This is a genomic window from Bradyrhizobium sp. 186 (assembly GCF_023101685.1).
Classification (GTDB): Bacteria; Pseudomonadota; Alphaproteobacteria; order Rhizobiales; family Xanthobacteraceae; genus Bradyrhizobium.
In genome coordinates this window covers 3778692-3801519 of record NZ_CP082164.1, presented here as the reverse complement: position 1 = coordinate 3801519, position 22828 = coordinate 3778692, and the positions used below count along the sequence as shown (strand labels likewise).

Below are 22828 nucleotides of genomic sequence, written 5' to 3'. Positions count from 1 at the left end.
TCAAAATCCTTTGCTCAAAATAGTCCAGATACCGCCGCATGCGATGGCGACACCGTAGGGCAGCGGCGCATGTCTCAAATGACGCCAGCGCTCGACCGCATAGATCCGGCGTGCCAAGGACGATCCGGCGGCCGCCAGCTTCGGCTGCGGTAGGCGGCGCATCATCAGATGCACCGCGGCCAGGACGCCACCGGCGAGTGCCGTTACCGTCAACAGCTCAATCACGCCGGTTAACGGAAGACCGATCGCCAGAGCAACCAGCAACTTTACATCACCGCCGCCGATCATTCCGCGCTGATAGATCACGATGAGCAGCACGAACAGGATTGCGGCGACAATTAGTGACTGGGCGACCGGCATCGGGCTGGCCAATTGGCCGACGATCCCGAGGAATGCCAGCGCCAGACAAATTTCGTTTCGGATCAATCGTGTCGCGATATCGATCGTTGCGACATAGAACAACAATGCGATTTCCAGACACGAGGTCGTGGACGCAATCCAGCTCATGAAAAATTGCCTCAGACGAGACGGGGGCGCGTTGCAACGCCCCGGCGTCAGACAGTCTCTCTGCCTCAAGCGGCAGTAGTGACCGCGGTGGTGACCGTGCCGATCGCGGTGGTCAGCGCCGCGCCGATGCCGCTGGCAGTCGTGGTACCGAACGCAGCAGCCACTGCAGCGACGATGCAGGCGGCGACGATCACGTACTCGAACGACACAACGCCGACCTCGTCGGTGCGCAGAAGTGTCAGGGCTTCTTGCGCCTTAATGTAGTATTTCCGCATGGGAGTGAACTCCTGCTTTGATAATGAACCTTGTAAAAATTGCGCGGCGACCGTTGGCAGGAAAAGCTGCCAACGGCATCCGGTCGGAGACCAGCCCGGAGCTGGCCTCCCGGCTACAGGCGATCGATTAGGCGGCAGTGGTGACCGCAGTCGTGACCTTGCCGATCGCGGTGGTCAGCGCCGCGCCGATGCCGCTGGCAGTGGTGGTGCCGAACGCAGCGGCAACTGCGGCGACGATGCAAGCGGCGACGATCACGTACTCGAACGAGACAACGCCCTTCGAGTCCGTGCGCAGTTGCTTCAGCGCTTCCGTGGTATTGATGTAATAACGCAGCATAGGGAAAGCCTTTCTTTGAAGAGGAATTTGCAGAGACGCTTGGCAAATTTCAGCGGCTGCGGACGATGTCCGACCCGCCACTCCGTAAACTCTCTATTAAATATTAATCCTCGTCAATATTTAATAGATAATTCGTTTTAAAGGGTAAACGAGCGAGAATAATAAATGTAGATGGGCAGAGGTCAAGAAAACCACATACTTACAAAGGCATAGCCAAACCACGCGTCAGACTGCCGCACAGAGCCGAAGGCTCACCGGAATTATACGGGAGCCTCAAGGAATGGAAATTTTAATACTTGGAGATTTTGCCTTGAGATTATCAATTTGTATATTGAATCTGCACGCAGATCGATACGTGCCGACGGTGCTCAATCGATGACTTTGCGAAAGCCAGCTGGTAGAAAATATCGCAGACGACCATCGCGGTGCTGAGGTGCGAAGCGAAACGACGCACCAGGAGGCGTCGGGTGATCGCTCTGAAGAGACTGATCTCTAAGTTGCAGCTGCATGATTCCGCTAGTTGTAGTCGCGTGGCGCAATCATCAATCCGCGTTCGCGCAGCGATATCCGCGCCGTGAGCAATCAGGAGCTCGACCGCTTCGCCATCGTCGAGGCTCACGGCGTAGTGCAGCGTCGTCCAGTCGTTTAATCCGCGTTGCTGCACGTCAGCACCTCACGCAAGCAACAGGCGCACGATGTCCAGCCGGTCGTCACGCAAGGTCGACAGCGCGGCGATCAGTGAGGGAAAGCCGGACCGGTCGGGATAATTCGGATCGCCGCCGCAATCGAGCAATCGAGCAGCATCTCGATAAAATGGAATGGACTCCAGTAAATCGCATACTCGAGCGGGAATTCGGTCAAGCCGAGACCAAGGGGGGCAGGCTATTCGGAAACTCGGCGGGATGCCCCAGCGCCGTCAGCAAGGCGTTGAGGTCGCCTGTGCGGTAAGCGCCATCGTTGGCCTTGAAAGCCTCGTACCTTTCACATCGCTGCTCTTGTTCGGCCTTGGCTTTCGCCGCCATTGGTGCCGCTGACCGAGCTCGGCTCCGGGGATGAGGCATTTGTCCCTCTTCGCTGCGACCAGCGGCTAGCGACCCCTCTTCCTTCGCTTGCCTGGTCGCGTCATTTCTGACGGAACGACTGATTGAATGACATTGCAAGCGGCCCAACGATGTACTCGAACGCGGTTCGTTGAACTGTCGGGATCATGACGGTCGCCGGCATGCCAGGATACAGGCGAATGTTCGGCATGCCCGCCAACTCACCCTGATCAATCCGGACAAAGGCCGTGTAGTACGGCGCATTCGTTTTTGGGTCCGTGAGCCGGTCAGCCGAGACCTGAATGACGTCGCCATGAATGATCGGCACGATGCGCTGCTTGTAGGCCGTGAGATGGACTTCAGCGCGCATATCGGGATGCACGTCGCTGATGTCCTCGACCGCGACCTGGGCTTCGATGGTGAGTGCGTCTTCCGCGGGCACGATGTCCAGGATCTTGTCGCCGCGCTGGATGACGCCTCCCACGGCGAATACGGTCAATCCCACCACCCGACCGGTATAGGGCGCCCGAATTTCCATGCGACCAAGTACCGCCTTTGCACTCAGCGCCTTCGGAATGACCTCGAGGAGTCTGGCCTGCGTATCGCGGAGGTCCTTGCTGACATCGGTCATTCGATCATTGTCGAGTTGGGCAATCTGCTGATCCTGCTCGGCGATCGCCTGGCGCGCCTTCGCGATACTGGCTTTTGTATCGACGATCTGGCCTTCCAAACCGTACGCCGTCCGCTCCAGCTGGAGAATTCGGGGGCGAGCAATCAGGCCCCGTTCAACGAGCGGCAAGGTCGGCTATCCGCCAGTCGCAGCGGCAGGTCACCCGGGCCACGACAGGATCGCGGTAAAGACCGAGGAACGACATGGCAGTGGACAGGACGCCGGAGCGTTCATTCTCAGATTTGTTGAGCAGCTCTCGCGCTGTCGACGCAACGACGGGATGGGCGCCCTGTTCATCGAGATGCGGCGTGGTCATCATCGCCTTCAACGTTGCCTCGATCGGTCGCTTCGGGTCGGACAGGAAGGCGGCCACGCCAGCCAAGGTCTTATCCGTCTCGGCATAGAGAACGTGAAGGATGGCGCCGACCAGGAGCGAATGACTGGTCTTCTCCCAATGGTTCCGCTTGTCGAGCGAGCCTTCGGGGTCGACCAGGACGTCGGCGACGTTCTGGACGTCACGGACCTCCCATTCCCCGCGCCGGACTTCTAGCAGCGGATTGTAGGCTGAGGATTTGGTGTTGGTCGGATCGAACAACAGGACACGACCATGTTGCGAGCGGAAGCCGGCTGTCAGTTGCCAGTTCTCACCCTTGATGTCGTGAACGATGGCCGAACCCGGCCAAGCCAACAGCGAGGGAACGACAAGGCCGACACCTTTGCCGGACCGGGTGGGCGCAAAGCACAACACGTGCTCCGGTCCATCATGGCGAAGGTAATCATCGTCGAGCTTACCCAGCACCACGCCATCCGGACCGAGGAGACCGGCCGCGCTCACCTCCTTCGGATCGGCCCAGCGCGCCGAGCCATAGGTCTCGACATTCTTGGCCTCGCGCGCCCGCCAGACCGACATGCCGATCGCCACTGCGATCGAAATGAATGTCCCTGACGCTGCAATGAAGGCCCCCTCGACAAAGACCTGAGGCGCATAGGCGTCGTAGACGAACCACCACCAGAAGAAGATTGGCGGGTAATAGATTTTGAAGCCCGACAGCTCGAACCAGGGCCGCCCAAGCTCCGGTTGATAGGCGAGCCGCCAAGCCGTCCACTCGGTTGCTCCCCAGATGGCCAGCAAAACGATCAGGCCTACAACGATCACCTGGCCCCATAGGATCTTGGTTCCGGACATCCCGAAAGTCCTTTCACAACGAAGTTGGCAAGGTTGTTAGAGGCCCAAGTCGCGCTTGCGACCAAACCCCCATTCGATGCCTCCGCCGTCCTTCGCGACGCCGGAGACGTGCTGGCCGAACCTCCTTTCGAGATCGCGCGACCACGGCACGAGCTGGAAGCCGAGCCCATTGTCGATCATGGCGAAACGCCCCGACGTCAGCGTCAGCCGCTGGCGATACGTACCTGCCACATGCTCCCCAGACGCCGCCTTCACGTGAGGCAGGCCGGTGTCGACCGCGACCTTTGCTCCCACCTCGTCCAGTTCGCGTCCGCGCAACGTATTCAGGAGGTCGCGCTGCAGAATGATGCGCTGGCCCTGCCGCCGTGCCAGACCTTCCTGAATCAGATGCTCGGTCCGGGCTTCCATGGCGTCGCGACTCTCTCGACCGAAGCCACCCATTGCGAGTGGCATCGGATCGCGTTCGACCAGCCGGTGGTCGAGCCAGGTCGCTCCCTTAGCGGTGACCTGCTCACCGAGATCGAGATCGGAACGGGACGCGAGCACCAGGGTGGGACGCGGATCGCCGGCTTGACCGAGGCGCCGGACTTCGACGATGCCGCCGACCGGCGGCGCATGTTCAAAGGCCTCGATCCCGCGAAAGCGGACGTGGTGCGCGCGCCCGTCGGTTCCGTCGATCAGGACGTAGGCCTCGCCAGTCAGCTCGTCATGCAATCCCCGATCGACCAGCCGTCCGATGATCTGGGAAGTCGACTGTTCACCTTCGATGGCGTAGTCGGAAACTCCACGCGCTTCCCCACGTTCAGCGAAAGCGCGATGCATGGTCTTGATAATGTCGCCGCGCATGCCGAGGTCGCGCAAGTTGCGCTCGGCCTCGAGCCCGACCATCCATTCCCCTGACGCAGCTGATGTTGCAAGACCCATCTTCTCCAGATGCTGGAGGCGACCAACCATCAGGCGTCGGATTTCGGGATCGGAACTGCCGGGATTGTCGGGGCGAAGATCGATATAGCCGGTTTCGTCAGCCGCCATCCGGATCTCTCGATCGAGGCGCGTCCACCGCTCTGCCGTGACTTCCCTCTCCAGGGAATTACGGATTTCTTGCTCCGGCTTCGGACCGAGTTCGATAGAGACGAGTTCTTCGGCGCGCAAACGCAGGCCACGGCTGATGTAATCGCGAGAAATCACGAGTTCAGCGCCCTCTTCGTCGACTCCCCGAACGAGAAGATGGACCGTGAGGGTTGTCGGTGTTCCAGTGATCGACAGCTACCCAATCGAGCCGCGTGCCGAGATCAATTTCCATCTGCTTGGCAAGGTCTCGGGTGAAGGCCCTGAGGTCGGTCATCTCGCCGGCGTCCTCGGGCGAGACGATGAACCTGAAATGGTGACGGTCGTCCCTGCAACGTTCTGCGAAAGCCGCGCCATCGGCGCGGTCGCTGCCGGCGTCGAACATCTCGGCCCGCTCGCCACTCCGGGTGACGCCGTCCCGCTTCAAGTATGAAAGATGGGCCGTCAGTGGCGCTGAGCGGAAGGCTCGCCCTTTGTGGCGAACAACACGCGCCTTCACCACAACGCGACGCGCGGGACTGAACAACCGGCTGCGGCCAAAGGCAGGCGCGAGGTCTTCCGGCGTCTCGCGCTTCGACGATCTGAGATGCAGCCCAGATCAGGACATCTGCATCCCAGATGGTCGCCATCCCGTGTTCTGGCACGGCCTCGACACGAATGGAGATCACGCCGGCACGGAAATCAATCGGCACGACGCGTTTTGTCTTTGCGAGCGAAAAGAACGGATACGCCATCAGATCCTGTGCGTCGCGCGGCGCGAGGTCGCCGGGCAGCGCACGAAACAGCGCAAGCTGGTCGCGCTCGGATAGGTGTTTGCGCCGCATTGCCAATCTCTCTTCCCCGGCGATTAGCGGCGCTCCTGGCCCGCATACGGGCGCAGGGTCGGATGCTTTTTGGCGGGCAGCACCGTTCCCTTGCCAGGATCGGACGTCGATGTCTTGGCGCCGAGATCGGCCCAGGCCTTCAGATCATCCGGCGCGTAGACGACGCGACCACCGATCTTCCGGTAGGTCGGCCCAGTGCCGTAGGTGCGGTGCTTTTCCAGTGTCCGGCCGGAAAGGCCGAGAAATCGCGCGGCCTCGGGCGTGCGCAAGTATCGCGGCGGCAAGCCGGCGTTCGGATCGGGCATTTGATAGGCTCCGTGACCATTTGGAGCGCCAGCGCGAGCGGCGGCGCGTCGACGGTCACGATCGCGGAGAAGACCCGCGAAGGGGATGCCGATCATGGTGGGGTATGTTTTCGATACCCCCAGGCTGCAGATGCTATTTGTCCTTGCGCCTGGGACGTAGCAATTCGCGATAGCCGCCGAGCTATCGCCAATTTTTGGTGACGGCCGGAGCCGGTCAGGCGGCGGCGGTTGCGGGCTGACGGTCGGTCGGCTTGGCGATGACCTCGATCCCGTTGTTGAATGTCACACCGAGAACGAGTTTTGGCAACTGGTTGTGGCCATCGAGACGACGCCAATTTTTCTGGGCGCCCTCGACCAGTTTGAAGACCATCGCGAGCGCGGTCTTGTTGGATAGACAGCCCTTCGATCGGATCGTGCGATGACGCACGGTGGCGAAGGTGCTTTCGATGGGGTTGGTCGTGCGCAGGTGTTTCCAATGCTCTGCCGGGAAGTCGTAGAAAGCCAGCAGCGTGTCTCGATCCTTGCGCAGGCAATCGGCGGCCTTCTCGTATTTCAGCGCGTAGCTCTCGATGAAGGCGTCGAACGCCAGCTCGGCTGTGGCCTTGGTTTCGGCCATCCATATCTCCTGCAACGCGCGTTTGGCTTTCGGCTGCTGGCTCTTCGGCAGCTTGGCAAGTACGTTGGCGGTCTTGTGCACCCAGCAGCGCTGCTCGCGCGTTTTCGGCCAGACCTCACCGGCCGCCTTCCAGAACCCGAGTGCGCCATCGGCGATGACGAGCTGCGGGGGCACGTCGAGCCCGCGCCGCTTCAGGTCGAGCAGCAGATCGCGCCAGTCGTGCGCGCTCTCACGGGCGCCATCGGTGAAGCCGACCAGTTCCTTGCGGCCCTCCGGCGTCGCGCCGATCAGCACGAGGATGCACTGCTTTTCGTCTTCGAGGCGGGCTTCGAGATGGATGCCATCAGCCCAGATGTAGACGTAGCGCTTGGCCGACAGATCGCGCTTCTGCCACGCGCCGTGCTCGTCGAGCCAGCCGTCCTTCAGTCGGCCGATGGCGGATGCCGACAACCCGGCAGCATCCTTGCCAAGCAGCGCCGCCAGCGCTTCGGAGAAGTCGCCAGTCGAAATACCCTTCAGATATAGGATCGGCAACAGCGTTTCGATCGACTTCGAGCGGCGCATGTAGGGCGACAGGATCGACGGCGAGAACCGGATGCGGCCAGGATCGGCAGCGGCCACCTCACGATCGCGTACACGTGGCTGGCGGACGGCGACCGGACCGATGCCGGTCATCACCTCGCGCTCCGGCAGGTGACCGTGGCGGACGACGCGCTGGTGGCCGTCCCGGGTCTTCAAATCGGCATGCTGGCCGAGAAAGTCCGCGACCTCAGCCTCGACCGCTTTGGCGAGAAGGGCACGTGCCCCGTTGCGCAAGACTTCTGTGAGTTGATCGTCGAAGATTCCTGGCTGAATCAGTTGGATGACGTTATCGTTGGACACGGCATATCGCTCCTTCGGTGGAGAAGTGGAGGCGTCAAGCACCCCCACGATATGCCGCCTTCCCGATTCCCGCCGTCACCAACTTTCGGCGACAGCTCATAGCCGCCTCGCATCAACGCGAGGCCGCCTTGCACGAGGCGGATGGTTCGATTGCGCAGATCGTGCGTTTTCCAGGCGCGATCAGGGACGCGCTTCTTGCCGAATAGCGCCTCGGCGACCGACCGGTAAGTGCCGCCAGAATTGCGAGCATCAAGCGCGCGAATGGCAGCGCTCAGGCGCTCGCGCCGCTGTTTGGATAGCTCATGAAAGGCGGGCCCCGGCGTGCGCCCATTCATTGCGCGCCACAGCCGCCGGGCGGCGTACGCGCGCGCGTCGAAGTCGCCGTCAAACGGCACCTCCGCTGCATAGTTGGCGCCGATTGTTGGCGGCTCCTTCAGCCAGACGCGATGCTCCACTGCGCCAACATAAAGGACGGCGTGCCACCCGTCGGAGGCGTGTCGCACCTGACCTGCTGCGAGATCGAGCAGTGGTTGAGGCGCTTCACGGCCAGGTACAGGCGACGAGGTCGCTACGACTGGCACGACGGCCGGCAGCACCTCGGGCGCCCAAAAGATGGTCTGCTCGCCGAAAGACCCGTGCGGGTCATGAGCGAAAGCAGATACCCCACCTCCTCCTGAACTCTGGCGTCACTTCGCCGTCCGGGCTGTTGACGATCATCTTTCGGTAGTCGCGTTGGTAGTCGACATTGCGACGCAGACATTCCCAGGCGATGTCGGTGATGTCAGCTTCTTGTAGGCTCTTATATGACTCCGGCGATCGCCAGACGAATGCAGGCATGCTTCCGCCCCTTTGGCACAGCTAACGAGGATTGCGGCGCAATAATTCTGATCGATTTGGTTGTAGGAAGCCCCTAGTTTGGCACCACATGGTGCTCCGAGGTGACCACGAGCCTGCGGCGAGCTATGCAGGATTTTGGGTGACGAGGCGATCAGGCGGCGTGGTTTGCCGGCATGTGGATGACCTCGATGCCGTCGTTGAATCTGACACCTGCGATGACCTTCGGCAACTGATTTGTGCCTTTGAGCCGCCGCCAGGTTTTCGATGCGGCGACGACCAGCTTGAACACCATCAGCCTTGCTGTCGTTGACGACAGTGATCCTTTCGTCCGCACGGTTCTGTGCCGCACGGTTGCGAACACGCTTTCGATGGGGTTGGTCGTGCGCAAGTGATCCCAATGCTCGGCAGGGAAGTCGTAGAAGGCCAGCAGCGCGTCACGGTCCTTGGCGAGGCATTCGACCGCCCGGCCGTACTTGACGCGGTATTTCTCGGCGAAGACGTCGATCGCCGCCTCGGCGGCCGCCCGGTTCGGCGCCCAGTAGATTTCGCGCAGGTCCTTCTTCATGTTGGCCTGCACCGAGAGTGGCACCTTGTCCAGGACGTTCACGGTCTTGTGCACCCAGCAGCGCTGGTGCCGCGTGCCAGGAAAGACCTCGTCAAGCGCCTTCCAGAAGCCGAGCGCACCGTCACCAACGGCAATTTCCGGGGCGATCTGCAACCCGCGCTGCTTGACGTCGATCAGGAGCTCACGCCAGCTCTGCGTGCTCTCCCGGACGCCGACCTGAAAGCCAATCAGCTCCTTCTTGCCTTCCGGCGTCGCGCCGATCAGCACCAGCATGCATTCGCCGTGGTCTTCCATGCGTGCCTGCAGGAATATGCCATCAGCCCACACATAGACGTAGCGCCGCGCCGACAGATCGCGCTTTTGCCAGCGCTCGTACTCGCCCTGCCACTCGGCCGTCAGCCGGGAGATGACCGCCGGCGACAGGTTCGGCGCGTCCTTGCCCAGTAGGGCCGTCAGCGCCTCCTGGAAATCACCGGTCGAGATGCCGCGCAGGTACAGCACCGGCAACAGCGCATCCAGGCTCCTGGTCCTCCGCGCCCACAGCGGCAGGATCGCCGAGCTGAAGCGGATCCGCTCGCCGTCACCGGCCGCCCCGCGGTCTCGAATCTTCGCCCGCGCGATCTCGACCGGGCCGATGCCGGTCGCAATCGTTCGCGCCGGGCCGTAACCATGCCGCACGACACGGGCGCGCCCGTCGGCAAGCTTCAAATCCTTCACCGTGGCAAGAAACGTCTCGACTTCGATCTCGACGGCCTGCGCCAGAAGCTGCCGCGCACCAGTTCGCAGAATATTGGTCAGTGGATCGTCGATATTGTCGGGCTGACGAAGGGCAACAATATTGCTAGTCTCGTTCATGGCGTATCGCTCTCCTTGAGAGGTTCTGGCAGGCTCGACACCCGCCTCGATACGCCGCCTATCTCATTCCGTCATCACCCACTTTCCCGCATAGCTCCGCCTGCGGAAGACAATTGTGTTCTCGACGGGGATGATGTCGGTGAATTTCTTCTAGTTCGAACCGGCACCGCGCAAGAGACGCCCCTGTTCGGTCATCCACTTCGCGCGCGCGAGGTGACTCTGGTATGCGTTCCGCGCGCGGTCTGGTTCTCGCTCAGGATCGATATGCAAGACTATTCGAGCGACCTCCCGCCAGTCCGCCCCCTCACTCTCGGCCTGCAGAAGACGAACGTAGGTTACAATGTGCTGCTCGTCGTAAGATGTCGGCGCTGGCTCTGTGGGAGCCAGGTCAGCCACGTTAGGATCGAGCGGCGGGGTCTGCATGATCTACGGTCGCGGACTTTACTTCTAACGGTCGTGGGACCGCACTTTGTTAAGTATATCGAGGTGCAATATACTGAACAAGCGGCATCTTTGCCCGCATGGATTTGCGGGAGACATTCGCCACTAATTTGCGTCGTCTGCGCAATGCGAGGGGATGGTCTCAAGACGAACTTGCTTTGGAAGCTGAGATAAGCAGGAGCTATCTGAGCCAGCTCGAGAAGGGCGTATATTACGTCAGCATAAAGGTCATTGGCCGCCTTGCCGATAAGCTCAACGTCGAGCCTGATGAGTTCCTAAAGCGCACGGCAAAGAGAGGTCGCGCCAAGTAAGCGTGCCCCAACCGCGAGCCGGGCCGAAGGCCCGGCGAGCGCCGGACGCGGACACGCGTCATCGCCGCCGGTCCGGCTTACCGGACCGGCGGCGGTGCACCGGGGGTTATGTGGAAGTAGCCGCGCAACCGATCCCGATTGCGCGGCTCGTCCCCTCAGATTGCGCTCGCGCGGAGGTGTCCCGCTTCCGTGACAGGAATGGTGCTGAGCATACCTGGAGAGATCGCGAGCTAACGGCAGACGGCTCCCTTGCCCCTGGCAACGTGGCGATCGATAGCAAGCCGCGTTACTGCGACACTATCGCATTCAGACAATGTCTGCGTTGGGTCAATCGCGTCGGCCCGCCCCTTGGATCGTGAATTCCGATCTACAGCCGACTCCGGACATCTCGCTGCAACGCACTACTGACGTGATGTGATGTGCCTGATACGGAAATTCGAATTTCGAGCTGAGGTCTTACGAACAGACTGGTATCCCGTCCCTTGACGAAGCAATGGGACGGATGCCGGCCTACAGGCCGAACCCGCGGCTGATCTCGCGCACAAGCCTGAGCGCCGCGTCACTATGTCGGCCGTAGAAGAACGCCTGATCGAACTGGGAGAGAATGCTCAATCCAAATAGCGCTATAGGCAATGCCTCTAATCATGGTTATGGATCGGGGTTGAACGATGCTGCGCAAGTTCAAGAAAACGGCCCCAGCCGCAGGTTGGGAGGACAGCCGGGGCCGGCATTCCCATTCCATGTGCCGCAATCAGCGGTAATCGGCACGCCGCCAGTTAGGCCCGCGCCGAGGGCGTGTCGCGCGGCGATGGCATGGTGGGATTTGCCCTTAACGCGCTGAAGGAGGCATATTTTGGTACGCATACCAAAAATCTCATGCTGCTGCGTTACGAAACGTTGACGTCGAAACCCGCTGAAGCGATGAAGGCGGTCTATGACTTCATCGGCGAAAAACCTTTTCAGCACGATTTCGATAATGTCGAATTCGATGCCGACGAATTCGATAACCGGCTTGGCACTCCTGGGCTGCATCGCCTTGGCCGCCGGGTCGAGCAAAAGAAGCGCGAGATGATCCTGCCGCCCGACATTTTCCGCCGCTACGAGAACGACAATTTCTGGAACGGGCCAGGATTGAATACACGCTGCGTACGCGTGGTCTGAGCCGATAAAAGCCGAGGCATAAGTGTATTTGTGAGTGCGGCCTCATGTGCCGGCGCCGCGCCGTTGACGACGAAGGAAGCGCCTGGCAGAAACACAGATGAGAGTCTCACTTTTTCCGCCGCTGCCATCGGCGGATTCTGATGCCTCTGGCGGATAAGATACGATTCAAGGAACCCGGGTCGGGCCCGAAACCGGAAGCTCGGTACACCATTTTTGTGAGCGGGCAACGATCGAAACTATCAGCTCCAAACAGCTGCAGGTAGTGCAGCCAGTATCTGTGCGGGAGCGCCCTGTCTAAAGATGAGAGGTTGCCAGCACCTCACATCCACACCGCACCACGAAACGAGGCGGCCTTATACAGCAACGTAGTAAGCGTCGCGGCTCTCTTTGCGTGTCACGACTACGCAGGTCGTTCCGCGTAGACCGGGGCGCTGAACGGATAATTCCGCCGCCAACCTTTGTGCGGCGCGGAAGGCCGCCAGATCAGTTTCAAATGGCAAGCCAAGCCTATCCTCTAAATTCTGCGCCCCCTGGAGGCCAAAGAAAAAGCGCGTCATGTTTCTTTGGTCTCAACATCGGGAGGACAGAAGCTGATATCGGATGCCCCTCGCCTCGTCAACTTTGGCTTTCAGATCAGCCGCTCGTTGGATGAGCGCCCCAGCTACATCGGGATCAGCGCTAGATCTCGCGAGTTTTAACAGCGTTTCGGCCTGCCTAAGCAGATAGGTCTGACTGATCATCCAGAAGCGCCCCATCCCCCGATAAAACCAATATTACGCTCAGACCGTCAATTTGGTTCCGCGCCGCGTCGAGAATATGTGGCAGGCGGGACAACGTGGGTAAGAAGTAGCCAATTCCATCCGATTGATCGACTTCTGCGCTTGTCCCTTTTCCTTATCAAGTATTGCTGTGAAGGACTCGGTGTGGACTTTTTGACGGGGAACGCCTTGGAAAAAGAGACTGCCGTCAAACCGGCTCGGTTTGGGCAACGAAAAATCGTGCCACGCGCATGTGTCGCAGACCCAAAGAAGCACGTCCGAGCATTTCTCTGTGAAACGCTTGAAGAACTTGGATTTATTACCTGTGAATGCGCTCACTCACGTGAAGTAGCCGCAGTGATTGACCTCGAAGTGCCCGACCTGTTCTTGCTCGGGTTTGTTGGTGATGGAGTAGAGACAGCCAAAGTTTTGCAAAGCTTGGCGGATGAGAGGTTCCAGGGTCAAGTGCTTCTAGTCGGCCCCCGTAATTCGCTTGCATTGTCAGCGCTCGGGCAACTCGGATTGAGGCTTGGCCTAACGATGCGCCCCTTACTCGCAATGCCTTACGGCGAAAAGGAATTGCGAGCGAGTTTAGCTAATTTTATGCCTATACGAGTGCCGCCGCCTCCTGCTGTTGATGCCGCGGAAGCCCTCCATAAAGGGTGGCTTGAACTCTGGTATCAGCCCAAAATAAATGTACGTACTTTATCCGTGTGCGGCACCGAGGGGTTAGTTCGCATTCGGCATCCCTATTGGGGCATCGTGTCTCCGAGCTATTTCATCCCGGATCACCGTGATCCACATTTTGTCGCGCTATCCGAGTTCATCATCAACCAAGCCGTGGCTGATTGGCATAGCTTCATTTCCGAATCGGGATCAATCGAGATTGCGATCAATCTTCCGCTCTCATTCCTCACAAGTCCGGATGCGCTGAAGACAATTCGGCGCTTGCTTCCCAAGCATCCGGCGTTCTCGGGAATAATTGTAGAAATCACTGCCGCGGAGGTACTTCGAGACTTGAAGCTAGCAAAGGACATTGCAGAGCAGCTCAAGTGGCACAACATCGGTGTTTCCGTAGACGAGTTAGGTACGGAGTGGCCCTTGCTCCTAAATCAAGATAAATTGCCGTTCCTGGAGCTAAAGGTTGATCGGGAATTTATCCGGGGTTGCGCAGATCACCTAGTTAAGCAGACGGTCTGCCGCAGGAGATTGGAGGTATCTCATAGCTTGGGAACAAGGACCGTTGCTGAAGGGGCGGAGACCCGAGGCGACTTCCTCACGGCAAGGGAATTGGGTTTCAATGTGGTCCAAGGTTACTATTTCGGAAAACCGATGGAGCGCAAGATGTTCGCGCGGCACATTTTTCGCCGCTCGGGATCCACGGTCGCAGACTAAGCCGGCAGAGACCGTTGGGGCCCCCCGGTTGCGTGCTTCTCGACGCATTTCTTCTGGTCGATCTTCTGGATGGAAGCGCCAGGACTACAATTTCCCTACAGGGCAGTATGATTGGCTATCGCTGACGTCATGGGCTGCGCCTGTGTAGAGGCCGAGCGGTTCCGCCTGGCGGCGTATCGCGTCGGCAAGCTCTTCGGCGAAAAACGTTTCGCTGACCGCGCAACCCCACGAATACCCTTCGCTCTTGCGGGTCCGCCCCGCGGCATTGCGGATGTGGGAGTCGAGCGGGTTGGCACGATCGTAGTTGGGTACAAACAAATTTGGCGGCGGCCATTCGTCATTGGCAGCGAACACCGATCCGCTTTCTTGCTGCCACGCCTCGCGCACCTTTCGCCATCGCTCTTGATTGCCATCCGAAAGCAAGGACAGAATCCACAATGTTACCTTGAGATGGTAGCGCGTCCTGGCCGGGTTCCCGACCGCCTTCAGCTCGCCAGCCGTCATGAAGTTCTGACTGGTGAGCTGCTGGGCCAGCTCGGGACCCCAGTGCCACTTGAAGCGGGCGTAGTCGCTCAGCGTTGATAGCCCGCTGAAGCGGGGGGCTTAGCCGAGGGTGCGGGAACCTATGAGAGATCATCGGTAGCCGGCCGGTCGGCCTGTCTTGAAGATCGAGGGTGTCGTCAACCTCATCCAAGACAGGAGTTGCCCATGAGTACGGTTACGGTCAGCCCGTTGCGCCAGCGCATGATCGAGGACATGAATGCACGCAAGCTCTGCGCGGGGACGCAGAGGGGTCATATTCACAGCTGCAAGCGGTTTGCTAGGTTTCTCAAGCAGTCCCCGGACACGGCCACGGCGGAGGATATCCGCCGGTTTCAACTGCATCTTTCCGAGACGGGCGCGAGCATCTGCAATCGCAACCGCATCATGACCGGGTTGCGGTTCTTGTTTCGCGTGACGTTGCGGCGACTGGATCTTGCGGCCGAGATTTATCACCTCCGTGAGCCGCAGAAGATTCCGCTGGTGATGAGCCAGGACGAGACCCGGCGCCTGCTCGCGGTCGCGAGTAGCCTCAAGGTGCGCGTGCTGCTCAGTCTCGGCTATGGCTGCGGCCTGCGCGCCGGCGAGGTGGTCAGGCTGAAGGTCAAGCACATCGATAGCGCGCAGAGGATCATTCGGGTCGAGCAGTCCAAGAGCCGCAAGGACCGCAATGTCATGCTGTCGCCCGACACGCTCGACCTGCTGCGCCAATGGTGGAAGACGCGCCCGCCGAGTTACGATTCCACAACGCCCGTGGCGGAACGCTGGCTGTTTCCCGGCCGCAAGCCCGGTAAGCCGGTGACAACCCGCCAACTCAACCGCCTGTTCCATGAGGCGGCCGATGCGGCCGGAATCCGCAAGGGCGTAACGCTCCATGCGCTTCGACACTCCTTTGCCACCCATCTCCTTGAACGTGGCACCGATATTCGCGTCATCCAGGCGCTGCTCGGAAGGGCGACATACTGCCCGCGAACAACAGGCTGAAGCACGCATCACTTACCGATTTCATCCTCGCTTCGGGGAGACGGTAGGTGTCAGGCGGCGGCTTGAGCGAGGTGGCGCCGCGTTTCTCGTTGTTCACCAACTTGACGGCACCTTTGCCTGCCTTCCGGCGTGGATGACTGACGAGGCTGCGTCCCGATTCGAGATCAGCGTTGAGCCGCATTTTCCCCTGAATGTTCTTCGCTCCCTACGCAACGAGGTCGATGCGCTTCTAGGCTTTCTGGCGTCCGAATCAAAAACGGAGCGACTAGAGAATGACGCAGCGATCCGAGAATTTCCAGCCAAGCCTGTTCGAGGCCGAGCGACCGTGCGTCGAACTGCGTGCAGCTCAAAAGAGCGAGCTCGCGATGGTCATCGAGGTGCTGCTGCGCGAGATCGCGGCGGCGCTGGCAAAGGCGGCAAGCGGGGGGAGCGGCGATGACCAAAATCACGACTGAGCATCTCGCCCGCAACGCCTGCGTCTACATCCGGCAATCGACAGCAGACCAGCTCGCGCATAATCATGAGAGCCGACGGCGCCAATACGGCCTCGTCGATCGCGCCAAGCAGCTTGGCTGGAGCAACGTCGAAGTCATCGACGACGACCTCGGCCGGTCCGGCGGCGGCATCGCGCGTCCCGGCTTCGAGCGGCTGCTTGCAACGATCTGCGACGGCCGTGTCGGCGCTGTGCTCGCGATCGAGGCGTCGCGTCTTGCCCGTAATGGCCGCGACTGGCATACGCTGATCGAGTTCTGTGGATTGGTCGGCACGCTCATCGTCGACGAGGACGGAATCTACGATCCTCGCCATCCCAACGATCGGCTGCTGCTTGGCATGAAGGGCACGATGAGCGAGCTTGAACTCTCGATGTTCCGCCACCGCTCGCAGGAAGCGCTGAAGCAGAAGGCGCGCCGCGGCGCGCTGGTCCTCGGTGTCGCCGCCGGCTATGTGAAGATCGGTCGCGATCGCATAGAGAAGAATCCGGACAAACGCGTGCAGGACGCCCTGCAGCTGGTCTTCACCAAGTTCGCCGAGCTGCAAAGTGCTAGACAGGTGCACATCTGGCTGAGAGAGGAGGGCATCGAGCTGCCGGTCAAGTCGCGCCAAGGAGAGGCGCACGGCGTCGTGTGGCGACTGCCGGCCTACAACATCGTGCACAACATCCTGACCAATCCGATCTATGCAGGTGCCTACGCGTTCGGGCGCACGACGAGCCGTGTGAGTGTCAAAGGTGGACGCAAGCATGTCCGGCGTGGTGTGCAAAAGCCCATGGCGGAATGGGATGTCTTGATCAAGGATCACCACGCGGCCTACATCACCTGGGACGAGTTCGAGCACAACCTCGAGGTGATCGCCAACAATGCGACCGGCATGAGCAGCGCACTCGCTCGCGGAGCAGCTCGTAAAGGCGAGTTGCTGCTGCCCGGACTGCTGCGATGCGGCCACTGCGGCCGCAAGCTCCATGTGCACTACAGCGGCAAGATCGGCCGCTACAATTGCTACGGTGCGCGTACGAACCACGGTGCCGCGCGCTGCATTTCGATCAGCGGCTTGAGCATCGACGCAGCGATCAGTAACGAGGTCCTGCGCGTGCTGAAGCCGCTCGGCGCCGAGGCAGCACTCAAAGCGATCAAGGCGCAATCGAGCACGACGACCGCGGCCGAGCGCCAGCTGGAGCTGTCGCTGCAGCAGGCGCGCTACGAAGCCGCGCACGCGCGCCGACAGTACGACGCCGTCGACCCGGCAAACCGGCTGGTCGCCGGCGAGCTGGAGCGCCGCTGGAACGAGGCATTGCAGGCTGTCGCAAAGCTTGAAGGAGAGATCGCCGCCCTGATTGCGCGCCGTCCGCCGCCGTTCGGTGAGCCGGAGCGCCAGCAATTGGTGGCGCTCGGTGCTGATCTGGAGCGCGCCTGGTTGCATCCCGCTGCAACCGCCGCAACGCGCAAGCGTATCCTTCGCGCGGCACTCACGGAGATCGTCGTGCGCAGGGACGGCGCAATCATCCATGCGGTCCTGCACTGGCAAGGCGGCGATCATACCCAACTGCAAGTCAAACAGCGACTGAATGCGGCCGGCCGGCACAATCCACGCATCCCCGACGACACGATCGCACTCGTGCGTGAGCTGGCGCGGCTGATGCCCGATCGGCAGATCGCGCGCCTGCTCAATCGCGCTGGCGTGGAGACCGGGCACGGCAATGCCTGGACGCAAGAGCGCGTGTGCGGCTTCCGCAATCACCACGACATCGCCGTCTTCCGCGACGGCGAGTGGGCGGAGCGCGGCGAAATTACGCTCGAAGCGGCAGCAAAACTCATCGGCGTCTGCAACATGACGGCCTTGCGTATGCTCCGCCGCGGCGACATCAAAGGCCGACAAGCTTGCGCGGGCGCGCCTTGGGTGATCAGGGCCGAGGACTTGGCAGGTTTCGCCAAGGGAAAGCGTCGGAAGCCTCCGCTAACACAAAATACCACGCAGCGGGTCCTTGACTTTCAATGAGTTAGCCGAGGTGCATTATGAATCGTGACTACTGGGGCACGACAAATTGGACACGACGGCGCGCTACGCCCGCGTCGCCACCGGCATGATCGCTGGCATCAAGAGCCCGCTCGACCTGCTGTCGCAGCCTTGCAAGAAGCCGAAGAAGAACAGGAAAGACCAGCCGCCGACGTAGCGGCCAGCGGTCATGTCTCGCCCGGTGCTGGAGGTCGCGGATATCTTCCGCGACCACGGAGCGGCGTGGCGTCGTGCCAATGTCGGTCACGTCAGCCTCGACCAGATGAAGGTGATGTCGGCCATCGAGCGCTGCCGCACGGCGGCGCTCGGCGGCCATGTGGCGCGCTGCGAAGATTGCCCGCACACGGTCATCGCTTACAACAGCTGTCGTAATCGCCATTGTCCGAAGTGTCAGGGCACCGCTGCCAAGGAATGGCTCGCCGCGCGCGAGGCCGATCTGTTGCCGGTGCCGTACTTTCATGTGGTGTTCACGCTGCCGGCCGCCATCGCGGACATCGCCTATCAGAACAAGGCCGTGATCTACGACATCCTGTTCACGACCTCGGCCGAGACCATGACTACCATCGCGGCCGATCCCAAGCACCTCGGCGCCCGCATCGGCATCACCTCGGTGCTTCACACCTGGGGCTCGGCGCTGACGCATCATCCCCATGTCCACATGATCGTGCCGGGCGGCGGCATCTCCATTGATGGCACGCGGTGGGTACCGTGCAGGACAGACTTTATCCTGCCCGTGAAGGTTCTCTCGTGCCTGTTCCGGGGATTGTTCCTGGCCAAGCTCGTCGCCGCCCACCGGGCCGGACGTCTCAAGTTTTTCGGCGTCCACGCCCGCCTCGATAACATCAGAGCCTTCAAGGCGTATCTGGCGCCGCTGCGCAAGATCGATGGGGTGGTCTATGCCAAGCGGCCATTCGGCGGCCCCAGGGCCGTGCTCGCCTATCTGTCGCGCTACACCCACCGGGTCGCCATCTCCAATCGCCGCCTGATCGCGGCCGACCACACCGGCGTCACCTTCCGGTGGAAGAATTACCGGATCGAGGGGCCTGGCCGCTATCAGACCATGACGCTGTCGACCCGCGAGTTCATCCGACGCTTCCTGATGCACGTGCTGCCCGGGGGCTTCCACCGCATCCGGCACTACGGACTGCTGGCCAGTGGCAGCCGCGCCGCCAACATCGCGCGGGCGCGCGAACTGCTCGCCGTGCCGATCCGCTCCGAACAGCAAAATGCCTCAGAGGCCCCAGCGGCCGACGAACCCCGCATGCTGCCACGACCGTGCCCCTGCTGCGGCGGACGCATGTTCGTCATCGAGACCTTCGCGCGCGGCAGCGAGCCAAAGCACCGACCCACGCCCACGCCGGCCGCGATCAGAATCGACACCTCATGATGCTGTCATCGCTGATCCAGCACCGCACCGAAGCGCACCATTTTGGCCGGCTCTCGCCCGGCAGCACATCCACTTGCGCCGATCAGCAAGACTGGCCCGTGATCGCGCCGCAAATCCTGTCGAGCAACCTGCGATCCGCTCGCTCGCGCCAGCACGCACGCCCAAGATTCGAGCTAAAGCGATCCGATCGCCACCATCAGCTCAACTTCCGCAACACTCACGCCGAAGCCAAATCCCCATAGCACCCGCTGCACAGTCGGTGCCCCACATCCCGCGATTTCGTGCCTTGGCGCTTTTCGGGCGCCGGCTGTCCGAGCGTGGGGATGGTCTCGGCATGCCGGCATCCGAAAACCTGCACAGATCCGGACTCATGCTGCGAATTCAAGAAGGTGTGGCGGGCCGGCGAGGTATCCACGCTTGCCTCACACGGCATAACGCCGGTAGAGCACGACGATGATAGCGAGCACCGTCCCGGCATAAATGACCTGCGCTACGTGATCCAAAACAACAGCGACGCGCTTTCGGCCAGCGTCCCGAAGTTTTTCATGTCGGTAGCCCGCCAATATCGCCATCAGGCATAGTACGAAGAAGATGTAGAACATCTCTTCGACCACCACCGTGTATCCGACATCGCCGATCTGACTGTTCACCGCTACGAGCAGCACCGCGCTCGCCAGGATCGAGGTCACTGGGATCGTCACCCGTTCACGAAACATGGTTTCGGGAAAGAACAGCGTCGCGAATACGACGAGCACGAGCAGAAACAGCGGCAGCAGGTTCTTCAGCATGTAGATGGCGGAGCTGCGGCGCAGCATGATGGCCGCATCGAAGCCTGCAAATTCCGTCCTTGCCTCGGCACCAAACAAAGACGCCTTTCCGAGCGTCGATCCGCTGGACAGGGATTCGACGAAATAGTTCAGTCCGAGAAATCGCCAGAGCGGAAGTCCGGAATAGGCCCCGTCCTCGGCCCGCGAGCTTCCGTCGTCGGCGAGGCGCAAGCCGAACCGATCGATGACATAGGTGATGAGTTCCCGCCGCTGTTCCGTGTTCTGGAAATGTAGATGCAATTGCTGCGTGTCGAATGGATAATCATGGAGATCGAAACGGGCCTTGAAATCGCCGTTGATGCGATAGAGCCGGTAGCTCAGGCCGTCTTCCTGTCCAGCCTGAATCGGCCGAGCTGGATCGAACGCCCCGCGATCCAGCAATGCCGGGAATTCGACGTGCGTCTGCGCCTCATCGTCGCCAGCGAACCGCATCCAGAGATAGAAGTCGACGTTGAACGAATTTTGCTTCACGTCGATCCGGCTGACGCGAATGATGTCGATGCCGGTATAAACGACGCGCTGAATCCAGTAGCGCCGATCCTCGAACGCGATGACATGGCCCTTCTCCTGTTCCGCGGTGAGATCGATTCCATCAGGCTGATCGATGCGCACGAGTTGCTGCGGCGCCGTGACGAACCGACCGTAATGGAAGAAACCCATTCGGATCGGGCGCGGAATGTCGCGGTTCGCGTTGAAATAGAGCCGCCCCGTTAGTCCGACGACCGCCGATTTCGGACTGTCGATCGCGGCCAGTGCGACGCGCACTCGGTCGCGATCCGCAACCTTGCTGTCGGATCGTTTCTGAATCCCCTGCCCCATAAACCGGCGATGTACGGCAGCTCGTTTCAGCGCATCGATCATCAGGCGCGCGGCGTCATACGCGCCGCCGGCAACCCAGCTTGGCGAGGTTCCCGCTTTCGCTTTGTAGTCGGCGGCAAAGGCCTGCGCCGCCACGCCGGCACTGTCGAACATCAACGATGAAGCGGCATACAGATTCTCGCTGAAGAAACCCGGATGCGCTTTTTCCTCGGGCTCGTTGGCGAAATTTTGCAAATAGCTTTCGCGGGCCGCGCCTTGGGATGCGATGATCGTTCCCTTGATGCCGTGGCGGCGCAGCGCCTTGACGATGTCTGCGCTAAAATCGGGTGCCGCGCCGACGACGATAACGCCGGGTCCGGGCTCCTGCGCGGCAGCGTCTAGCGGCCCATCCATCAATCCGATCTGACCGACTGCGACGTCCAGTCCGAACACACGCAACTGCTCCGCCGGATAGGCCGCCGCAAATCCACGCTCAAAACTCTTGCCGTAGGAATCGCGCGTGTGAACGAGACGGACTTTTGGCTCCTTTATCACGGCGCGCAGATGTTCCGCGATCGAGCGCGCCTGTGCTGAGACCGGCGCCAGCGCGCGAAAATAGTAATCATTGGTGGATGTCAGATCGTCGGCGGCCGCGCTTCCCGTGAGCGCCGGAATCCGCGCATCCTTATATGCCGGCGCTGCCGCGAGCGACGCGGAGCTGAGATAATGTCCGAGCACAGCGACGCATGGGCTGTCGGCGATCGCCTGCGCATTCGCGCGCGCCACGGCTGGATTGCTTGCGTCGTCGAACAGAACGAGTTCAATCGGCCGTCCGTTGACGCCACCCTTGGCGTTCACCTCGTCGATTGCAAGCTGCATCGCGACCAGGCTTTCCGTCCCGGCCGAGGCGGATGGGCCAGAGAGCGAATTGGCGAATGCAATGCGAATAGGCTCCGGGCGGGTCCAGAGGATGGCGGCCCAGGCGACAGCGAGCACCAAGACGACGCCCGCAACAACGGCAGGCCACATTATGAGCCGCTGCTTCATGGTCGATCCTCGCATCGATCGGCATAAGCCGAGATTCTCCAGATCGAGGCCTCAGTCGGGCCGAGATTGCCGCCGCTGAGAGCGTTTTTCAAGCCCGCCCCATCGCCACCGGCACGATCTATGACCACTCAAAGCGGATGGAGGAAAAGTGCGTGGTGCCCGAAAATCCGGGCCGTCGGCCGTGGCCTCGGTCATTCACATACCCGGCCTGACACCGCCCGCATTCGCCGGATGGCTCGGAACGGCTTTCGTTCTCGTGTAAAGCGCAGCCGATGAGGCGTTTTGAGGGCGCGGTCCCGATCATTCGATTTGAACGGATGACCAGGACGGCTTGCCCCAGGAGCCGCGCCCCACGGCTGGTTTGGGTGCGTCACTGTCGTTCGATGTGTCGCGGGGCGAAAGTGTCGCAAGCGACGCCACGGCTGTTATTTGAAGTGTTCTGCATCCGATAGATGCTGCCTCGCCAATGTCGCGTTTGGGTCAAAAGCGGCGGTCCGGCGCTCGCATACGGCAGGTCCGATCTACCCTTGATAGCGGACCTACCCACACCCACGCGCCAACTATCCCTACGCCGATCCGCCCCCCAACCGCGCAACAGATCAGGACGCGCGCACGGCCATCTCGCGAGCAGCTACAGCCACCGCCACCGGTTGGACCTCGTGGTGGTTCGTCGGCATCGGGCGTTACCTTCGTGATTGCGG

Annotated in this window: 22 protein-coding genes and 3 pseudogenes; 8 read left to right on the top strand and 17 right to left on the bottom strand. The window is 61.0% G+C overall.

The window, feature by feature from the left end:
- The 15 genes and pseudogenes from IVB18_RS18055 to IVB18_RS17985 form a co-directional block, all read right to left on the bottom strand.
- Positions 1-507 (bottom strand): prepilin peptidase, encoded by a 507-nt coding sequence (locus IVB18_RS18055; protein WP_247990363.1) that lies wholly within the window; start codon positions 505-507, stop codon positions 1-3.
- Positions 508-572: 65 nt separating this feature from the next.
- On the bottom strand, positions 573-782 hold the full coding sequence (locus tag IVB18_RS18050) for a hypothetical protein (protein WP_247990362.1): 210 nt from the start codon (positions 780-782) through the stop codon (positions 573-575).
- Between the two features lie 127 nt (positions 783-909).
- A complete protein-coding gene (locus tag IVB18_RS18045) occupies positions 910-1119 on the bottom strand; it encodes a hypothetical protein (RefSeq protein ID WP_247990361.1) in 210 nt (69 codons plus the stop codon).
- A gap of 319 nt (positions 1120-1438) precedes the next feature.
- Positions 1439-1783, bottom strand: a complete 345-nt coding sequence (locus IVB18_RS18040; protein ID WP_247990360.1) for an ankyrin repeat domain-containing protein — start codon at positions 1781-1783, stop codon at positions 1439-1441.
- Positions 1784-1976: 193 nt separating this feature from the next.
- Positions 1977-2141, bottom strand: a complete 165-nt coding sequence (locus IVB18_RS18035) for a hypothetical protein (protein ID WP_247990359.1) — start codon at positions 2139-2141, stop codon at positions 1977-1979.
- 100 nt (positions 2142-2241) lie between these two features.
- Positions 2242-2958 (bottom strand): HlyD family type I secretion periplasmic adaptor subunit, encoded by a 717-nt coding sequence (locus tag IVB18_RS18030; RefSeq protein ID WP_247990358.1) that lies wholly within the window; start codon positions 2956-2958, stop codon positions 2242-2244.
- Positions 2957-4015, bottom strand: a pseudogene (traG, locus tag IVB18_RS18025) (IncP-type conjugal transfer protein TraG); the annotation flags it as partial. The gene IVB18_RS18030 and the pseudogene traG, both read right to left, overlap by 2 nt.
- 36 nt (positions 4016-4051) lie before the next feature.
- Positions 4052-5627: pseudogene (locus tag IVB18_RS18020) on the bottom strand (DUF3363 domain-containing protein); the annotation flags it as partial.
- Between the two features lie 13 nt (positions 5628-5640).
- Positions 5641-5907, bottom strand: a pseudogene (locus IVB18_RS18015) (replication initiator protein A); the annotation flags it as partial.
- A gap of 23 nt (positions 5908-5930) precedes the next feature.
- Entirely contained in the window at positions 5931-6212 is a 282-nt protein-coding gene (locus IVB18_RS18010; RefSeq protein WP_247990357.1) for a helix-turn-helix domain-containing protein, read from the bottom strand.
- A gap of 214 nt (positions 6213-6426) precedes the next feature.
- The gene (locus tag IVB18_RS18005) at positions 6427-7710 is read right to left on the bottom strand and encodes an IS256 family transposase (protein ID WP_247989419.1); all 1284 of its coding nucleotides are present in this window, start codon (positions 7708-7710) and stop codon (positions 6427-6429) included.
- Complete coding sequence (locus IVB18_RS18000) at positions 7683-8165, bottom strand: DUF2285 domain-containing protein (RefSeq protein WP_346732642.1); 483 nt, start codon at positions 8163-8165, stop codon at positions 7683-7685. Before IVB18_RS18000 ends, IVB18_RS18005 begins: the two co-directional genes overlap by 28 nt.
- 187 nt (positions 8166-8352) lie before the next feature.
- The gene (locus tag IVB18_RS17995; RefSeq protein WP_247990356.1) at positions 8353-8547 is read right to left on the bottom strand and encodes a DUF6499 domain-containing protein; all 195 of its coding nucleotides are present in this window, start codon (positions 8545-8547) and stop codon (positions 8353-8355) included.
- 151 nt (positions 8548-8698) lie between these two features.
- Positions 8699-9967 carry an IS256 family transposase gene (locus tag IVB18_RS17990; protein ID WP_247984146.1) on the bottom strand — a complete coding sequence of 423 codons (1269 nt, stop codon included), beginning with the start codon at positions 9965-9967 and terminating at the stop codon, positions 8699-8701.
- A 150-nt stretch (positions 9968-10117) separates the two neighbouring features.
- A complete protein-coding gene (locus IVB18_RS17985) occupies positions 10118-10390 on the bottom strand; it encodes a DUF2285 domain-containing protein (protein ID WP_247990355.1) in 273 nt (90 codons plus the stop codon).
- 98 nt (positions 10391-10488) lie between these two features.
- On the opposite strand from IVB18_RS17985, the gene IVB18_RS17980 reads away from it, so the two are divergent.
- From IVB18_RS17980 to IVB18_RS17970, 3 genes are all read left to right on the top strand, one after another.
- Complete coding sequence (locus IVB18_RS17980) at positions 10489-10719, top strand: helix-turn-helix transcriptional regulator (protein WP_247990354.1); 231 nt, start codon at positions 10489-10491, stop codon at positions 10717-10719.
- Between the two features lie 795 nt (positions 10720-11514).
- Positions 11515-11880, top strand: a complete 366-nt coding sequence (locus IVB18_RS17975; protein ID WP_247990353.1) for a sulfotransferase domain-containing protein — start codon at positions 11515-11517, stop codon at positions 11878-11880.
- Between the two features lie 947 nt (positions 11881-12827).
- Entirely contained in the window at positions 12828-14033 is a 1206-nt protein-coding gene (locus tag IVB18_RS17970) for an EAL domain-containing protein (RefSeq protein WP_247990352.1), read from the top strand.
- Between the two features lie 84 nt (positions 14034-14117).
- Here IVB18_RS17970 and IVB18_RS17965 read toward each other — a convergent pair whose 3' ends face one another.
- Entirely contained in the window at positions 14118-14537 is a 420-nt protein-coding gene (locus tag IVB18_RS17965) for a hypothetical protein (RefSeq protein ID WP_247990351.1), read from the bottom strand.
- A 204-nt stretch (positions 14538-14741) separates the two neighbouring features.
- Here IVB18_RS17965 and IVB18_RS17960 point away from each other — a divergent pair, with 204 nt between their 5' ends.
- The 5 genes from IVB18_RS17960 to IVB18_RS17945 all read left to right on the top strand — a co-directional run bounded on the left by IVB18_RS17960 (position 14742) and on the right by IVB18_RS17945 (position 19455).
- The gene (locus IVB18_RS17960) at positions 14742-15557 is read left to right on the top strand and encodes a tyrosine-type recombinase/integrase (protein ID WP_247985119.1); all 816 of its coding nucleotides are present in this window, start codon (positions 14742-14744) and stop codon (positions 15555-15557) included.
- A gap of 272 nt (positions 15558-15829) precedes the next feature.
- Positions 15830-16012 carry a hypothetical protein gene (locus IVB18_RS17955; RefSeq protein ID WP_247531465.1) on the top strand — a complete coding sequence of 61 codons (183 nt, stop codon included), beginning with the start codon at positions 15830-15832 and terminating at the stop codon, positions 16010-16012.
- Positions 15993-18050, top strand: coding sequence for a recombinase family protein (locus IVB18_RS17950; protein ID WP_247986026.1), 2058 nt, complete (start codon positions 15993-15995; stop codon positions 18048-18050). Before IVB18_RS17955 ends, IVB18_RS17950 begins: the two co-directional genes overlap by 20 nt.
- Before the next feature lie 46 nt (positions 18051-18096).
- The gene (locus IVB18_RS51620; RefSeq protein ID WP_256476955.1) at positions 18097-18225 is read left to right on the top strand and encodes a hypothetical protein; all 129 of its coding nucleotides are present in this window, start codon (positions 18097-18099) and stop codon (positions 18223-18225) included.
- Positions 18226-18237: 12 nt separating this feature from the next.
- Positions 18238-19455: an IS91 family transposase gene (locus IVB18_RS17945; protein WP_247990350.1), complete on the top strand. Its 1218-nt coding sequence runs from the start codon at positions 18238-18240 to the stop codon at positions 19453-19455.
- A gap of 422 nt (positions 19456-19877) precedes the next feature.
- Here IVB18_RS17945 and IVB18_RS17940 read toward each other — a convergent pair whose 3' ends face one another.
- Positions 19878-22127: an ABC transporter substrate-binding protein gene (locus tag IVB18_RS17940; RefSeq protein ID WP_247990349.1), complete on the bottom strand. Its 2250-nt coding sequence runs from the start codon at positions 22125-22127 to the stop codon at positions 19878-19880.
- Positions 22128-22828 lie beyond the last annotated feature (701 nt).

Coding starts and splice junctions, on each gene's coding strand:
- IVB18_RS18055 (WP_247990363.1), bottom strand. CDS start 507: ATGAGCTGGATTGCGTCCACGACCTCGTGTCTGGAAATCGCATTGTTG.
- IVB18_RS18050 (WP_247990362.1), bottom strand. CDS start 782: ATGCGGAAATACTACATTAAGGCGCAAGAAGCCCTGACACTTCTGCGC.
- IVB18_RS18045 (WP_247990361.1), bottom strand. CDS start 1,119: ATGCTGCGTTATTACATCAATACCACGGAAGCGCTGAAGCAACTGCGC.
- IVB18_RS18035 (WP_247990359.1), bottom strand. CDS start 2,141: ATGGCGGCGAAAGCCAAGGCCGAACAAGAGCAGCGATGTGAAAGGTAC.
- IVB18_RS18010 (WP_247990357.1), bottom strand. CDS start 6,212: ATGCCCGATCCGAACGCCGGCTTGCCGCCGCGATACTTGCGCACGCCC.
- IVB18_RS17995 (WP_247990356.1), bottom strand. CDS start 8,547: ATGCCTGCATTCGTCTGGCGATCGCCGGAGTCATATAAGAGCCTACAA.
- IVB18_RS17990 (WP_247984146.1), bottom strand. CDS start 9,967: ATGAACGAGACTAGCAATATTGTTGCCCTTCGTCAGCCCGACAATATC.
- IVB18_RS17985 (WP_247990355.1), bottom strand. CDS start 10,390: ATGCAGACCCCGCCGCTCGATCCTAACGTGGCTGACCTGGCTCCCACA.
- IVB18_RS17980 (WP_247990354.1), top strand. CDS start 10,489: ATGGATTTGCGGGAGACATTCGCCACTAATTTGCGTCGTCTGCGCAAT.
- IVB18_RS17965 (WP_247990351.1), bottom strand. CDS start 14,537: ATGACGGCTGGCGAGCTGAAGGCGGTCGGGAACCCGGCCAGGACGCGC.
- IVB18_RS17960 (WP_247985119.1), top strand. CDS start 14,742: ATGAGTACGGTTACGGTCAGCCCGTTGCGCCAGCGCATGATCGAGGAC.
- IVB18_RS17955 (WP_247531465.1), top strand. CDS start 15,830: ATGACGCAGCGATCCGAGAATTTCCAGCCAAGCCTGTTCGAGGCCGAG.
- IVB18_RS17950 (WP_247986026.1), top strand. CDS start 15,993: ATGACCAAAATCACGACTGAGCATCTCGCCCGCAACGCCTGCGTCTAC.
- IVB18_RS17945 (WP_247990350.1), top strand. CDS start 18,238: ATGTCTCGCCCGGTGCTGGAGGTCGCGGATATCTTCCGCGACCACGGA.
- IVB18_RS17940 (WP_247990349.1), bottom strand. CDS start 22,127: ATGAAGCAGCGGCTCATAATGTGGCCTGCCGTTGTTGCGGGCGTCGTC.